The following is a 15,484-nucleotide window of genomic DNA, read 5'->3' as shown; positions in this document are numbered from 1 at the left end:
ATCTCCAGTGCCAGGCGCAGTTCCAGTGAGCTGTAGGCGTCGTCCGACGTGGGCAGCATCCTGCGCGGCTGGGAGGCCGTGGACATCGACCAGGACGCCACCTCGGTGCGCCTCACGGTCGCGGAGAGCGCCGGAGACACGCCGCTCATGCGCGACGGCGTACGCCGGCACCTGCAGGCCGCCTACCTGATCGGCTGCGACGGCGCGAACAGCTTCGTCCGCTCCCGCATGGGCACCTCCATGACCGACCTCGGCTTCCACTACGACTGGCTCGTCGTCGACGTGATTCCCCGCGACCGGGACCGCGTGTGGTCGCCGCGCAACCTGCAGGCGTGCGATCCGGCGCGGCCGAGCACGGTCGTCTCCGGCGGACCGGGCCGCCGCCGCTGGGAGTTCATGCGACTGCCCGGTGAGAGCATGGCCGAACTCAACCGGCCCGAGACCGCGTGGAAGTTCCTGGAACCCTGGGACATGCACCCCGGCAACGCCACCCTGGAGCGCCACACCGTCTACACCTTCCAGGCCCGCTGGGCCGACTCCTGGCGCGCGGGCAGGCTGCTGCTGGCCGGTGACGCGGCCCACCAGATGCCCCCGTTCGCCGGGCAGGGCATGTGCTCGGGCATCCGGGACCTCGCCAACCTGACCTGGAAGCTCGACCTGGTGATGTCCGGGCGGGCCGGCGCGGACCTGCTGGACACCTACACGGTCGAACGGTCCCAGCACCTGCAGCATGCGATCCGGGCGTCGATGTACCTCGGCAGGATCATCTGCGAGCCGGACCCGGTCGCGGCCGAGGAACGTGACGCCCGCCTGCTCGCCGAGCAGAGCGACCCGGACGCCTTCGTGCCGCACCGCCCCCTGACCGTCGGCCTGCTGGCCTGCGACGCCACCGGTGCGCCGGTGGGGCCGGCCGGGGAGCTCGGGCCGCAGGGACGCGTGCGCCATCGGATCCGTACCGGCCTGTTCGACCAGGCCGTCGGTACCGGGTTCACCCTCCTGGCCACCCGGGACTCGCGTGAGGTCCTCGACGAGGACGCCCTGGCCTGGTGCGAGCGGATCGGGATCCGCCTGCTGCGGGTCACCGACGACCAGGCGGCACACGGGCCGGCCGATGTCATCGACGTGGACGGCACCTACCTGCGCTACCTGGCCCGGACCGGGCGACAGGCCCTGCTGCTGCGCCCCGACCACTACGTCTTCGGCGGCGCCGTCGGCATGGCGGACGTGCCGCGCCTGGTGGCCACGTTCCGTGGCCTGCTGCCCCAGGAAGACGACGGCACGCGGGACGCCGTATCAACCGGAGTGCGGGTGATGTGACCGACTGGGGGTGTCAATCGGGAGGCCGGAGGGCATCCGCGCCGGCGGATGCCCTCCGGCCTCCCTCAGCAGCCACCTGACCGCACGACCTCTCCGTGCTCAGCGCCGCTGCCTCTTCATCTACGCGCTGCAGCCCTCAACGGCCCGCGCCTTGGCCGTCACGCTCGGCGGCGAGCCGGCCTTCCAGGCCCGTGATGATCGTGTCCAGGACCAGGCGGAAGATGCGGTCCTCATCGGGGCCTGGATTCATGTGGCCGTTCTCGTCGGCGGTGGGGACGGTGGGCGGCTTGATGTTCGCCCACTGGCGGAGCGCGCCGTTGAGTTCCGCGGTGAGGACACCGGTGACGACGGCGCTCACCGCAGCAGACGTCTCCGGGATCTCGGAGCGCGGTACCCCGGCGGCGGCCAGGATCGCGGTGAGCGTCGCCAGGAACGGGTCCTCCGGCTGGATGAAGTCCGGCTGGTGGCTGAAGGAGTAGGCCATGAGCTTGGGGTGACGGTGCGCCAGCGTCCGGAAGTCCGTGGCGAGCAGACGGATGCGCTCCTGCCAGGGAGCGTCCTCCAGCGTCACGGTGCGGAACTGGGTGCCGACCACCCTCGCCACACCGCGCAGCACAGCCTCCTTGTTCGGCACGTGGTGGTACAGCGACATCGGGTTGGCATCCAGCTCGGTCGCGAGTTTGCGCATGGTGAGCGCCTCGACCCCGTCCGCGTCGATGAGCCGCAGCGCGGCGGTGTAGATCCCTGCCTCGGTCAGAGGCACGTCCCTCTTCCTGGTTCCCCGCGGGGGGCGCTTGGGCTTTTCCATACCTCGTACGATATCAGTTTCGTACGACGTACGGAAAGGAGCCCGATCACATCGGTCGCGCCTCGGACCGGACTTGCGCTCGCATTTCCATACATCGTATGGTACCAATTCCATACGACGTATGTTTCTGTGGTGCACCGCGGCATCGACCGGCGCCCTTGCCCATCTCCTCCACCCAAAGGAGCAAGCCATGACCACGCACTCCGCGAACGACCTCCGCCCCATCCGCTCCCCGCGCGGGATCCCGCTCCTCGGCCACACGCCGCAGATCCCGGACACCAACCCGATCGAGTACTTCGGTGAGCTCTCCAAGCAGTTCCCCGAGGGCATCTACGGCATGGACATCGCCGGGCATGAGCAGGTCTTCGTCTACGACCCGGACCTGGTGGCCGAGGTCTGTGACGAGACGCGGTTCTTCAAGCAGATCGACAAGACGCCGCTCTACCACGTCCGGGACTTCGCGGGTGCGGGACTGTTCACCGCCCACCAGTACGAAGAGGAATGGGGGATGGCGCACCGGATCCTCCTGCCGGCCTTCAGCCAGCGGGCCATGAGGAACTACTACGGCCAGATGCTGGAGATCGCCCAGAACCTGGCGGGCAAGTGGGGGCGCAGGGAGGGCCAGCCGGTCAACATCACCGACGACTACACCCGGCTCACCCTGGACACCATCGCCCTGTCCGGGTTCGGCTACCGGTTCCAGTCCTTCGACAAGGAGGAGCTGCACCCCTTCCTCAGTGCACTGCTGGAGTCGCTGGTGGAGTCGCTGCGGCGCTCGCAGGAGCTGCCGATGATGACCAAGCTCCGCAAGGCCGATGCCAGGAAGTACGGCGAGAACATCCGGCTGATGCAGGACCTGGTCGAGAGCGTGATCAAGGAACGCCGCGAGGGCAGGTCCAGCGGTGAGGAGGACCTGCTGGGCCTGATGCTGGAGGCCAGCGACCCGCAGACGGGCAAGTCGCTGGACGTCGACAACGTCCGTGACCAGGTGCTGACGTTCCTCATCGCCGGTCACGAGACCACCAGTGGTCTGCTGTCGTTCGCCACGTACTCGCTGATGCGCAACCCGTCCGTGCTGGCCCAGGCGTATGCCGAGGTGGACCGTCTGCTGCCCGGCGACACCGTCCCGGACTACGACACGATCATGCAGCTGGACGTCATCCCGCGCGTCCTGGAGGAGACCCTGCGGCTGTGGGCTCCCATCCCGTCGATCGGCAAGGCCCCGCTGGAGGACACCGTCCTCGGCGGCCGCTACGAGTTGAAGAAGGGCACGCGGGTCAACATCCTCATGGGCCCGCTGCACACCCACCCCAAGGCCTGGGAGCGGCCGCACGACTTCGACATCGACCGCTGGCTGCCGGAGAACCGCGTCCAGCACCACCCGCACGCCTACAAGTCCTTCGGCAACGGCGTGCGTGCCTGCATCGGCCGCCAGTTCGCGCTTGTCGAGGCCCGTCTGGCCGTAGCGCTGATACTGCAGAAGTTCAAGTTCTCCGACACCACCGACTACAAGATGGACCCCCTGGAGACGCTGACCCGCAAGCCCAGCGGCTTCCAGTTGGTCGTGGGCAGGCGTCAGGAGCACGAGCGCACCGTGTTCGGCACCGCCGACCTGCAGACCGATGACACGCAGCAGCAGGCCGCCGTCAGCGGCGTCGGGGTCAACCTCACCGTCGCCTACGGCTCCAGCCTGGGCTCCTGCGAGGACCTGGCACACGCGATCGCCGACCGCGCTGAGCGCTCCGGCTTCGGCACCACGCTGATCAGCCTGGACGCGCTGGGCGACAACCTGCCCACCGAGGGCCTGCTCGCCGTCGTCGCCGCCAGCTACAACGGCAAGGCCCCCGACAATGCCCAGCGCTTCGACGACCTGCTCGCCGCCGGGCTGCCCGAGGGCTCGCTGTCCAACGTGCGGTTCGCGCTGCTGGGCGCCGGCAACACCCAGTGGGTCGCCACCTACCAGGCCTTCCCCAGGCGGATCGAGGAAGGCCTCCTGGCCGCCGGTGCCACCCCCGTCATCGAGCGCGGCATCGCCGACGCCGCCGGTGACTTCGACGGTATGGCCACCCGTTGGCTGGACACCCTGTGGGCCACCCTCGCCGAGGAGTACGCCGCCGACACCTCGGAAGCGAGTGGCCCGCGCTACCAGGTGCAGCTGCTGACCGAAGCGGACGTACGCCCCGCGATCGTCTCCGAGCAGGCCTACCCGCTGACCGTGGTGGCCAACGAGGAACTCGTGGCCGACGCCACCGGCCTGTGGGACTTCAGCATCGAACCGCCGCGCCCGTCCGCGAAGTCCATCACCATCGAGCTGCCCGAGGGTGTCACCTACGACACCGGCAACCACCTCGCCGTCTTCGCCAAGAACGAGCCCCCGCTGGTAGACCGCGCGCTGGCACGGCTCGGCGTCGACCGCGACCAGGTGCTCCGCCTGGACCAGCCCGCAGGCGGCCGCACCCACCTGCCCGTGGGCGCGCCCGTCACCGCCGGACTGCTGTTCAGCGAGTTCCTGGAACTCCAGGACGTGGCCACCCGCTCCCAGATCCAGACCCTGTCCGAGTACACCCAGTGCCCGTGGACCCGGCCGCAACTGCAGGCCTACGTCGCCGACACCGACGAAGCCGAGGAGCGCTACCAGAAGGACGTCCTCGGCAAGCGGGTCTCGGTGCTGAGCCTGCTGGAGCGCTTCCCCGCGGTCGAACTTCCGCTGGCCGTCTTCCTGGAGATGACGGGACCGATCCGGCCCCGCTTCTACTCCATCTCCTCCGCCCCGCTGGCCAACCCGCGCCATGTCCGCCTGACCGTGGGCCTGCTGGAGGGCCCCGCCCTGTCCGGCGACGGGCGGTACCGCGGCACCTGCTCCTCCTACATCGCGGGCCTGGAACCCGGTGACGTCGTCTACGGCTATGTCCGCGTGCCCTCCCCCACCTTCGCCCCGCCGGCGGACCCCGCCACACCGCTGATCCTCGTCGGCCCCGGCACCGGCATCGCGCCGCTGCGCGGCTTCCTGGAGGAGCGCGCCCAGCAGCACGAGAGCGGCACGCAGGTGGGCCTGTCGCAGGTGTTCGTCGGCTGCCGCCACCCGGAGCACGACTACTTCTACCGCCAGGAGATGCAGGACTGGGAGCAGGCCGGGATCGCCCAGGTGCACACCGCCTACTCCGCGGTGACCGGCCACCCGGCCCGGTTCGTGCAGAACGCCATCGCCAACTCCGCCGAGACGGTGTGGCAGGCGATCCAGGACGGCGCGTACATCTACGTGTGCGGTGACGGCCGCCGCATGGCACCCGCCGTGCGCGAGGCCCTCGCCGCGGTCTACCGCGAGCGGACCGGCGGCGACGACGAGGCCGCTCAGCAGTGGCTCGCCCAGCTCGAGGCGGACGAGCGCTACCAGCAGGACGTCTTCGCCTGACCTCCTGCCCCCGGACACCGGGAGGCGTGCGGCCTGTCCTGCCGCCCCGCACGCCTCCCGGCCATCACAAGCCCGTCAGGGACTCATGGCACCGCTCGGCCCGCATCGCCGGAAGTGCCGCTCACAGAAAGCAGATGACCATGGACACCATGCTCGCCGGTCGCTTCCACCTGGACAGCAAGAAGTTCGTCGTGGAGGAGGTCCCCGTCCCGGTGCCCGGTCCGGGCGAGGTCCTCATCGAGGTCAAGGCCGCCGGCGTCTGCCTCTCCGACGTCCACCTGATCGACGGCTCTCTCGTCCCGCTGTTCGCCACCTCCGACACGGTCACCGTCGGCCACGAGGTCTCCGGTGTGATCCACACCCTCGGCCCCGGCCTCAAACGCGGCCTGACCGTCGGCAGCCGCGTCACTCTGGAGGCCGGCAAGACCTGCGGCCAGTGCGCCGGCTGCGTGCGCCGCCGCCCCTGCACCCAGATGCTCACCGCCGGCTTCGACTACGACGGCGGCTGGGCCCAGTACACCGTCGCCCGCGAGGACACCCTCATCCCCATCCCCGACAGCCTCCCCTACGACCAGGCGCGATCATCCCCGACGCGGTGTCCACCCCTTACTCCGCCGTCGTCACCACCGCAGGCGTCCGTCCCGCCCAGTCCGTGGGCGTGTGGGGCGTGGGCGGAGTCGGCGCGCACAACGTCCGCGCCGCCCGCCTGGTCGGCGCCGCGCCGATCATCGCCGTCGACCCGCTGCCCGGCGCCCGGGAGCGCGCCCTGGCCTTCGGCGCGGACTTCGCCCTGGACCCGGCCGCCCCCGCCTTCGCCGACCAGGTACGCGCGGCCACCGGCGGACGCGGCCTGGACTTCGCCTTCGACTGCGCCGGCGTGCCCGCGGTACGCGAGCAGGCCGCCTCCGTGCTCGGCCTGGGCGGCGCCCTGATCCCGGTGGGCATCACACCCAGGCCGCTCACCATCACCGAGGGCCTGACCTTCAACTACCTGCAGAAGCAGGTACGGGGACACTACGGCAGCTCATCCGAGTCCGTCTCCGAGCTGGTGCGGCTGGCCCCCAACAGCCGCCTGGACCTGGCCCCCTCCATCACCGACCACATACCGCTGGCCGACGCCCCCGATGCCGTCAACCGGCTGGCGAACAAGATCGGCCACCCGATCCGCCTCATCCTCGTCCCCTGACACCCGTTCAGTGGGACATCACAGCCACCTCGGGCAGGGGTGAGTGGGCGCCGGTGCTTGAGGGAGCACCGGCGCCCACGGTTATTCGCCCCCCGGCTCCGCACAGCGGGCCCCCTCGGTTCTTCACAGCCACCCGCGCCGGACCGCCTGCGCGCCCGCCTGGAATCGGCTCGTCGCCCCCAGGCGTGCGGTCAGGTCGGTGCTCCGGCGGCGCAGCGTGCGTTCGCTGAGGCCGAGTTGGCGGGCTATGGTCTCGTCCTTCAGCCCGGGCGTGGAGCAGGTGGAGCAGAGCACGGTCGGCCTGCCCGAGGTCGGGATGGTCTTCCGGTTCGTGCGGCTCCTGGGCCTCGCTGCCGAACACGGGGGTGGCCCGCTGCCAGCTCGCCTCGAAGAGTTCGACGAGGGCGTCGCACAGCGGTGACCGGTGAACGAGGGCGGCAGTGCTGCGCAGGCCGTCGGCGCCGGCGGTGAGCGGAACGAGAGCATCGCGGCGGTCGAAGACCAGCATTTTCAGCGGCACATGGCTGGCGCTGATGCCCCCGGTCTCCGCGAGGATCTGCCGGGCCGCGCGGACGAGCGCCTGCCGGGTTTCGGCACGTCGCCGCTCGAAGCGGTTCCTGGGCGGGGCTGACATCGGCATACGCCGAGTGTAACGACCGATGCGATGGATCTGCCATTACTGATGAGATCATCAATTATTTGGGTTCACCCTATTGACGATGGGTACCGGCAAAGTTGATGATTTCCTCATTACGGCAGTGTTGCTTGGAGGACACCATGTCCCACATCCCCGTTAACAGAGCCGATCTCCAGACGCCTCACCAAGATCTCCACAGCGAGGTGGGCGCCCTGCGGGGCGAGCACCCCGGACGCGCACGCAACCCGGTCATCAAGGTCACGGACCTGGCATGGCTGGAGTTCGAGAAGCCGGACCTGGAGCGGGCCGAGGTGTTCGCACGTGACTTCGGATTCGCGATCGCCGCCCGCACTGAGCGGGAACTGTGGCTGCGCGGCACGTTCGCGGGCTCACCCTGCATGGTCATCCGGAGGGGCCCGGCCTCCCGGTTCATCGGGCCGGCGTTCCGCGCGGCCGAAGGAGCCGATCTCGACCGGCTCGCCCGCGCCACCGGCGGTACGGTCCAGGACATCGGCGTACCCGGTGGCGGACAGTCGGTCGCCCTGCTCGACCCTTCGGGCTTCCCGGTCCGGGTCGTGCACTGCGCGGAACAGCTGCCCGCGCTGCCGGAGCAGCCGCCGCTCATCCTCAACACCGGCACCGAGACCCGCCGTACGAACGCCACCCAGCGACCGCCCCGCGAGCCCTCGCGTATCCAGCGGCTCGGGCACGTGGTGCTGGAGACCCGCGTGTTCCTGCGGGCCCTGAACTGGTACCTGGACACCCTCGGGCTGATCGTGTCCGACTTCCTCTTCCTCGACGGGCAGCGCGGTCGCGGCCCGACCATGGCGTTCATCCGCTGCGACCAGGGCAGCCTGGCCGTGGACCACCACACCCTGGCCCTGCACCTGGGGCCCGGCACCGGTTACGTCCACTCCGCCTACCAGGTGACCGACCTGGACGCGATCGCCGTCGGCGGGGAGTACCTGACCGAGCGCGGCTACCGGCGCAGCTGGGGCATCGGCCGGCACATCCAGGGCAGCCAGCTCTTCGACTACTGGCGCGACCCCGACCACTTCATGCTGGAGCACTTCGCCGACGGCGACCTGTTCTCCTGCGACGTCGAGCCCGGCTGGGCGCCGATGTCGGCGAGCGGCCTGGCCCAGTGGGGCCCGCCGGTCACCCGCGACTTCCTGGGCGCCGGCCCGTCCCCCGCCAAGCTCCGCGAGGTCATGACGGCCCTGCGCGGCGACAACGAACTCGACCCGGCACGGCTGCTGGGCCTGATGAAAGCGATGAGCTCATGAGCACCAATGTTCTGCGTACCACGGACGGCTGGTGGGTCGTACGCGGCGAGCGCGCCGTCCGCGTCGAGACCAAGGCGGTCACCACCGCCGAGCTGCTCGCCGACCGGGACGCGGTCCGCGAGGCCGCCGCGTCCGCCGAGACCGGCACGCCCGTCGCCGACCTGGTGGCCCTGCCTCCGGTCACCACCCCCTGCCGGGTGGTCGCCCAGATGGTCAACTACCGTAGTCACGCCCGCGATTCGGGCTTCCGCGGTGACATCCCGCCCACCTTCTTCCGCAAGGCGTCCGGCTCGGTGAGCGGCCCGTACGACACGATCGTCCGCCCCGCGCATGTGAACTTCCTCGACTACGAGGTGGAACTGGGCCTCGTCCTGGGCGCCCCCTTGCCGGTGGGCACCGTCGTGGGCGAGCGGGACCTGCCGCGTTACGTCGCCGGGCTGGTCATCACCAACGACGTCAGCGCCCGCGACGTGCAGCTGACCAAGACCCAGTTCTACGAGAGCAAGTCCTACCCGACCTTCACGCCCACGGGGCCGTACCTGGCCCTGCTGGACCCCGAGGACTTCGACCGCCTGCTCGACCTGCGGCTGCGGCTGTCGGTCAACGGCGTATCGCGCCAGGACCGCACGCTCGCCGACATGATCGTGCGGCCCGCGCAGGCGCTGACCCTGCTCGCTCGCTTCCAGACCCTGGATCCGGGCGACCTGCTGCTGACCGGCACGCCCGGCGGCACGGCTCTCAAGGCTCCGCCCAGGCCGGTCGAGAAGATCAGCGCACTGCTGCCGCCCGCGGTGAAGTGGAAGGCGTTCTTCAAGAGCCAGGCCAAGAACCCCCGTTATCTGCGCAGCGGTGACATCATCACCGCCACGATCGCCACCCCGGACGGGCGGATCGACCTCGGCGAGCAGCGGACCCCCGTGACGGACGCGAGGTGAGCGCCGCCTCCCGGAGACCAGTAGTCATCGTCGGCGCGGGGCCCGTAGGCGTCCTGGCCGCCCTGCTGCTCGCCCGGCGCGGAGTTCGCAGTCTCCTTCTCGAACGCCACCGGGACGTCTACCCCCTGCCGCGCGCCGTCGTCGTGGACGACGAGGTCCGCCGGATCCTGCAGCGCGTCGGCGTCCACGAGGAGTTCGCCGCCATCGCCCGACCGGCCCGCGGACTGCGGCTGCTGGACGCCCGGCACCGCGTGATCGTCGAGTTCGCGCGGTCCGCACACGGACACCACGGCTTCCCCCAGACCAGCATGTTCGACCAGCCCGAGCTGGAACGCCTGCTGCGCGACGCCCTGGCGCGCCGCCCGGAGTGCGAGCTGCGCGGCGGGGTGGAGGTCGTGTCCGTCAGCCAGGACACCGACGGATCGCACCGTCCGGCGGGCCCCGTCCGGGTCACCTTCCGCCCCGACGGCAGCGACGAGGACGAACACGTGTGGGCCGACGCCGTCCTCGGCTGCGACGGCGCGGGCAGTGTCACTCGAGACGCCATCGGCGCTGCGTGGCAGGACCTGCGCTTCGAGGAGAGCTGGAGGGTCATCGACGTGCGCACCGGCCGCCGGTTGCGCACTTGGGAGGGCGCCGAGCAGATCTGCTGCCCCACCCGGCCGGCCACCTTCATGCGGGTCGGCGAGGACCGCTACCGCTGGGAGTTCCGGCTGCCCGAGAACGAGCAGCTGGACGGCCCGGACGGGCGGGAGCGCCTGCGCGAACTCGTCGCCCCCTGGGTGGACCTGCCGCCATACGACGCCACGGACGACGACTTCGAGGTGATCCGGCAGGCGCAGTACACCTTCCGTGCCCGCCTCGCCGACCGGTGGCGCCGGGGACGCGTCTTCCTGCTGGGCGACGCCGCCCACCTCACCCCGCCCTTCATCGGGCAGGGGCTGTGCGCGGGCCTGCGCGACGCCCACAACCTCACCTGGAAACTGGCCCGCGTACTCCAACAGGGCGCGGACGAACGGCTGCTGGAGACCTACGAGCAGGAGCGCAAGCCGCACACCCGCCACATGATCCGCGTCGCGGTCGCCGTCGGCTGGGCGATGACCGGCGGACAGGACCGCGGCGCGGCACTCCGCCGGGCCGTCGTGGGCGCGGCCTGCCGCATCCCCGGCGTGACCTCGACGGTGAGCCGCGACCTCAGCCCCGCGCTGGCCTCCGGTCCCCTGGTACGGCGCCGTCCCGGGCTGACCGTCCGGGCGCTGGCCGGCACCTTCTGTCCGCAGCCCTGGGTGATCGTCGATGCCAGGCGAGTGCGTCTGGACGACGTCCTCGGGGACGGCTTCGCCGTACTGACCGCTGTGCCGCCCACCGCGCGGATGACGGCCGTGGCTTCGGCTCTGGGCGCGTCCACGGTCCGCCTCGACGCACTGGGCGACGCCGGCACTCTCGCCGCCTGGCTGGGACGCGGCCGGGCCGACGCCGTCCTGCTGCGCCCGGACCGCGTCGTACTGGACACCGTCCCCGCCGGCACCGGCGGCTTCACCGACACCGTCGCCTGGGCACCGCTGCTGCACACGGCCCGTCGCCCCGCCGGTTCGCTGACGAGGAGCACCACACCATGACCACCCCGCACCCCACGCCGTATCCGCAGCCGTTCCTCTCGCCCGACCCGCGGGCGGCCGCCGCCAGTCGCATCGCGGACTTCGCCCGATGGGCCGCCCGTCACCGGGGCGCCGAAGCCGTCCAGGACCCCACCGACTACCCGGCCCTGCACCGCTGGTCCGTCACCGACCTGGAAGGTTTCTGGGCCGCGGTGTGGGACTACTTCGACATCGACGCGACGACTCCTTACGAGCGGGTGCTGGCCGAGGAGTCCATGCCCGGCGCCCGCTGGTTCTCCGGCGCCACCCTCAACTACACCCACCACGCACTGCGCGACCTGCACCCGGACGCTCCCGCCATCACCGCGCTGGACGAGACGGGCGCCGCCTACGAGATCACCGGCCGGCAGCTGCGCGCCCAGGTAGCCTCCGTCGCCGCCACCCTGCGCGACGTCGGCGTCGGCCGGGGCGACCGGGTCGTCGGCTACCTGCCCAACACCCCCCACGCCGTCGTCGCCTTCCTGGCCACCGCCGGCCTGGGCGCGGTGTGGTCGGTGTGCGGGCAGGACTACGCACCCAAGGCCGCGGCCGACCGCTTCGCGCAGCTTGAGCCCACGGTGCTGATCACGGCGGACGGGTACCTCTTCAACGGCGCCGCACACGACCGCCGCGCCGCCTCGCGCGAACTGGCCGACGCCCTGCCCTCGTTGAAGGCCACGGTGCTCGTGGACCACCTGGGGCTCGGCCGGCCCGAGACCCGGCACACCGGACTGACGCTTTCCTGGGAGGACGCGGCCACCCGGACCGAGTACCTCACCGCCGTTCCGGTGCCCTTCGACCACCCGCTGTGGATCGTCTTCTCCTCGGGCACCACCGGCCTGCCCAAGGGCATCGTCCACGGGCACGGCGGCGTCCTGCTGGAGCACCTCAAGATCCTGGGCCTGCACAGCGACCTGCGCGTCGGGGACCGCCTGCTGTGGTACACCACCACCCACTGGATGATGTGGAACCTGGTCGTCTCCACCCTGCTGACCGGTGGGACCACCTGCACATACGACGGCAGCCCGGTGCCGCCCGAGCGCCCCGACATCCTGTGGGAGCTGGCGGCCCGCCACAAGGTCACCGTCTTCGGCACCAGCCCCCAGTACCTGCTGGCCATGGCCAAGCTCGGCGTCGAACCCACGGTGCACGACCTGTCCGCCGTCCGCGTCATAGGCTCCACCGGCTCCACGCTGCCCGCCTCCGCCTACCCCTGGGTCCGTGACCACGTGGGCGCGGGCATCCGGCTCGCCTCCACCAGCGGCGGTACGGACGTCGTCTCCGGCTTCGCCGGCAGCGCCCCCACGACGCCGGTCCGGGCGGGGGAGCTGTCCGCGCCCAACCTGGGTGTGGCGCTGGCGGCGTACGACGGCGCGGGGCGGCCGGTCGTCGACCAGGTCGGCGAACTGGTTGTCACCCGCCCCATGCCGTCCATGCCGCTGCACTTCTGGAACGACCCCGACGGCAGCCGGTACCAGGACGCCTACTTCGCCGCGTACCCGGGCGTGTGGCGGCACGGCGACTGGATCACCCTCACCTCCCACGGCTCGGTGATCGTCCACGGCCGCTCCGACGCCACCCTCAACCGCAACGGCGTGCGCCTGGGCAGCGCCGACATCCACGACGTCGTCGAGCGTCTCCCCGAGATCACCGAGGCCCTCGTCATCGGCGCGGAGGAACCCGACGGCGGCTACTGGATGCCCCTGTTCGTCGTCCTCGCCGACGGGGTCGGCCTGGACGACGCCCTGCGCGAGAAGATCCGCGCCGCGATCCGCAGCGGCGCCTCACCCCGCCATGTCCCCGACGAGATCGTGGCAGTGCCGGCCATCCCGCACACCCGCACCGGCAAGAAACTGGAAGTCCCGGTCAAACGCCTCCTCCAGGGAGCCCCCGCCGACCGGGTCCTCAGCCCGGGGGCGGTCGACGCCCCCGAACTGGTCGCCTACTTCGCCCGGTTGGGCGCGGAGCGGCGCAAGCGGCCAGGAACCACACCATCCACGCACCGAAGCAAGAGAGAAACCGTGAGCATGACCGATCGCGAACCGCAGCCCCTCGATGTGCTCGACGACGCCGGTCGATAGCTGCTGTTCACCGAGACCTGTACGGCGAACACCTTCACCGCGGCCGACCGTTACCGACGACGAACTCACCACGATCTGGGAAGTCGCCCGTTGATCGCCGAGCGCCGCCAGCGGTCAGCCCCTGCGTGTGCTCTTCGTGCGCACCCGCGAGGGCAAGGACCGGCTGGCCGGGCATCTCGACGAGGGCAACAGGGCCAAAACGCTCAGTGCACCGGCCGTGGCGATCCTGGCGTACGACGTCGCTTTCCACGAGCAGATGCCGGTGGTGTTCCCGGCCCGCGGCGCCGCGCTACGAGCAGCGTTCGCCGGCCGGACCGAGAGGCGCGAGCGCCTCGCCGCCCACAACTCGGCACCGCAGACCGGGATGTTCCTGCTGCGGTGCGCGCGGCAGGGCTCGCGGCCGGTCCCGTGGCGGGCTTCGACAGGTCCGGTAGGGGTGAGGAGTTCTTCGCCGGTACCAGCTGGCGTTCGCATCTGGTGGTCAACATAGGTCACCCCGGGGCCGACCCGTGGTTCCCGCGGCTGCCCCGCGTGCCCGTCCATGACGCCGTCACCTGGGCCTGAGCAGCGCCGCACCCCGGTTCCGGTCAGTTCCGAACGTTGTCGTCGGCCGTTCCACGTTTGGGCCCCGCCTGCCCGCGACAGCCGCGGGCAGGCGGGGCTCTTTGCGTACGCCTCACGCCATCCATCAGGTCGCGCCACCCGGTCCCGTTCGTCATCAGTGGGAGACGGATCTCTCCCGTGCCGACAGGGCCGGCTTCGACTTTCCATACAACGTATGTCATTACTGAACCTGTGACGCACCAACTCCCGGACAGCAAGCCATACGACGGCGGTCTGGAAGGCCCGACCAGGCTGGGGGGCAGGGGCGCCGGCTCGGGAGCCCCCGGCGAGTAGTCAGCGAGGTACGCAGCCGAACCAGTTCACCGTGCCGTTCTCGGACGTGTAGCCCATGCACCTGATGGTCCTGTCGTGCAGGGTCTCGGTCCGATCGACGCGTCCGTTCAGATACCCCGTTGTGTGGTGGGGCTCTACGAGGGTGTCGATCTCGACTCTGTACCAGCGGCGCTTGTTGTCCGGCAGGCTGCAGCGGTGGCCGGTCACGTTGCGACTGGGGTCGTCTATCCAGATGGCCCGTTCGGCGCGGTCGCAATGCGCTCTGCCTGCGGCGTCAGCGGTGCCGGCGCCGGTGCCGAGCAGGGCCGTGGCGCCCGTGGCCACCGCCGCGGTAGCGCCGAGCAGGCGCTTCAGGGTGAGGTTCATCGACTGGTCCTCCTACTGGATGCAGTGACGGCCCGGAGGTGCCTTGTCACCGTGCTGCGATCCTCACACCTGTCCGGGAGTCCGGCTCGCCAGCCGGCAGCGCATTCCCCCGACCCGGTGACGCCCGAGATGCCAATGCAGCAGTCGGCGGCCACACCCCGGTCAGTCCTGGCGCAATCCTCGGTTCGTGCCAGGGAGCGTCGCCGCACCCTGATCACCGCGGGCGGCCGACGAGCCCTCACGGATGGAAACGATGGCGGCCACGGCCGGCCGACGCCTGGCCGAGCGGCTGGGCCTGTCCCGGGGGGCGTCAGCAAGAACCTGATGGCGTGCCAAAGTGGCCAGTTCGCTCGTCGCCGCGCCGGACTTCCTGCGTCCCGGCCTCATGCTCGCGCTGGAGCGCCACCCCACCGAGCCCCGTGGCCGCACGGTCTTTCTCCAGGTCCGCGACATCTCCCATCAGCGGATCGCCGAGGTGATCGCCTCCCTGTTCCCGGCCCTGGACGAGGACGCCGTACGCACCCTGGCCACCTACGCCGTCGCCGGTGCCGACGGACTGTTCGTGCACGCGAGGTCAGCGGCAACTCCGTCGACCTGGTGGCCCTCTTCGAGCTGCACGCCCGGCTGATCTACGGCGCCGCCGCCAGGATCGCCGCACAGGCGGGGCACCGAGTTCCCGGCGGCCTGTGAGCCCCGGCCCTCCCCACGAGGGTCAGGTCATAGGGCCTGCCCGCGTCTGACCGCACGCCTCGCGACCACGGCCGTTCGGCACCGCGCAACTCCGTTGCGCCGTCCCGTGACGGTCGCTAAAGTCCGCCGGGTGACTGCCGGGTCGGCCATGGGCCACGCACGAGTGAGGTTCCCGGCCTCGGCGTGAGCACGAGGCGGGCCAGAGGCCCGCCCACCTTCTCCGCGTCTTCGC

The 15,484-nt window shown here is 70.9% G+C and carries 10 protein-coding genes and 3 pseudogenes; 10 read left to right on the top strand and 3 right to left on the bottom strand.

The features are described from left to right. The first annotated feature begins 78 nt into the window (after positions 1–78). A complete protein-coding gene (locus ABZ396_RS21685; RefSeq protein WP_358920571.1) occupies positions 79–1,317 on the top strand; it encodes a bifunctional 3-(3-hydroxy-phenyl)propionate/3-hydroxycinnamic acid hydroxylase in 1,239 nt (412 codons plus the stop codon). 136 nt (positions 1,318–1,453) lie between these two features. On the opposite strand, the gene ABZ396_RS21680 is transcribed toward ABZ396_RS21685, so the two are convergent. After that, on the bottom strand, positions 1,454–2,080 hold the full coding sequence (locus ABZ396_RS21680) for a TetR family transcriptional regulator (RefSeq protein ID WP_358920569.1): 627 nt from the start codon (positions 2,078–2,080) through the stop codon (positions 1,454–1,456). Between the two features lie 235 nt (positions 2,081–2,315). Between ABZ396_RS21680 and ABZ396_RS21675 the strand changes: the two genes are divergently transcribed. The 3 genes and pseudogenes from ABZ396_RS21675 (at position 2,316) to ABZ396_RS21665 (ending at position 7,144) form a co-directional block, all read left to right on the top strand. After that, the gene (locus ABZ396_RS21675; protein WP_358920567.1) at positions 2,316–5,537 is read left to right on the top strand and encodes a cytochrome P450; all 3,222 of its coding nucleotides are present in this window, start codon (positions 2,316–2,318) and stop codon (positions 5,535–5,537) included. Between the two features lie 140 nt (positions 5,538–5,677). Then, a pseudogene (locus ABZ396_RS21670) lies at positions 5,678–6,723 on the top strand (zinc-binding dehydrogenase). Positions 6,724–6,970: 247 nt separating this feature from the next. Next, a complete protein-coding gene (locus ABZ396_RS21665) occupies positions 6,971–7,144 on the top strand; it encodes a hypothetical protein (protein ID WP_358920599.1) in 174 nt (57 codons plus the stop codon). 102 nt (positions 7,145–7,246) lie between these two features. Here ABZ396_RS21665 and ABZ396_RS21660 read toward each other — a convergent pair. Then, positions 7,247–7,363 (bottom strand): annotated as a pseudogene (locus tag ABZ396_RS21660) (TetR/AcrR family transcriptional regulator); the annotation flags it as partial. A 137-nt stretch (positions 7,364–7,500) separates the two neighbouring features. Here ABZ396_RS21660 and ABZ396_RS21655 point away from each other — a divergent pair. The 5 genes from ABZ396_RS21655 (at position 7,501) to ABZ396_RS21635 (ending at position 13,789) form a co-directional block, all read left to right on the top strand. Further along, the gene (locus ABZ396_RS21655) at positions 7,501–8,646 is read left to right on the top strand and encodes a VOC family protein (protein WP_358920565.1); all 1,146 of its coding nucleotides are present in this window, start codon (positions 7,501–7,503) and stop codon (positions 8,644–8,646) included. Then, positions 8,643–9,581: a fumarylacetoacetate hydrolase family protein gene (locus tag ABZ396_RS21650; RefSeq protein ID WP_358920563.1), complete on the top strand. Its 939-nt coding sequence runs from the start codon at positions 8,643–8,645 to the stop codon at positions 9,579–9,581. Before ABZ396_RS21655 ends, ABZ396_RS21650 begins: the two co-directional genes overlap by 4 nt. Next, positions 9,578–11,200 carry a bifunctional 3-(3-hydroxy-phenyl)propionate/3-hydroxycinnamic acid hydroxylase gene (locus ABZ396_RS21645; protein WP_358920561.1) on the top strand — a complete coding sequence of 541 codons (1,623 nt, stop codon included), beginning with the start codon at positions 9,578–9,580 and terminating at the stop codon, positions 11,198–11,200. Before ABZ396_RS21650 ends, ABZ396_RS21645 begins: the two co-directional genes overlap by 4 nt. Next, positions 11,197–13,299, top strand: a complete 2,103-nt coding sequence (locus tag ABZ396_RS21640; protein ID WP_358920559.1) for an acetoacetate--CoA ligase — start codon at positions 11,197–11,199, stop codon at positions 13,297–13,299. Before ABZ396_RS21645 ends, ABZ396_RS21640 begins: the two co-directional genes overlap by 4 nt. A 127-nt stretch (positions 13,300–13,426) precedes the next feature. After that, the gene (locus ABZ396_RS21635) at positions 13,427–13,789 is read left to right on the top strand and encodes a hypothetical protein (protein ID WP_358920557.1); all 363 of its coding nucleotides are present in this window, start codon (positions 13,427–13,429) and stop codon (positions 13,787–13,789) included. A 407-nt stretch (positions 13,790–14,196) separates the two neighbouring features. Here ABZ396_RS21635 and ABZ396_RS21630 read toward each other — a convergent pair whose 3' ends face one another. Then, on the bottom strand, positions 14,197–14,562 hold the full coding sequence (locus tag ABZ396_RS21630; RefSeq protein WP_358920555.1) for a hypothetical protein: 366 nt from the start codon (positions 14,560–14,562) through the stop codon (positions 14,197–14,199). Between the two features lie 331 nt (positions 14,563–14,893). Here ABZ396_RS21630 and ABZ396_RS21625 point away from each other — a divergent pair. Further along, positions 14,894–15,252 (top strand): annotated as a pseudogene (locus ABZ396_RS21625) (TetR/AcrR family transcriptional regulator); the annotation flags it as partial. Between the last annotated feature and the right edge of the window lie 232 nt (positions 15,253–15,484).

It is taken from the genome of Streptomyces sp. NPDC005866 (assembly GCF_040629895.1).
Classification (GTDB): Bacteria; Actinomycetota; Actinomycetes; order Streptomycetales; family Streptomycetaceae; genus Streptomyces.
Note: the sequence above shows the minus strand (reverse complement) of the source record. Positions and strands in the feature narration are given on the sequence as shown.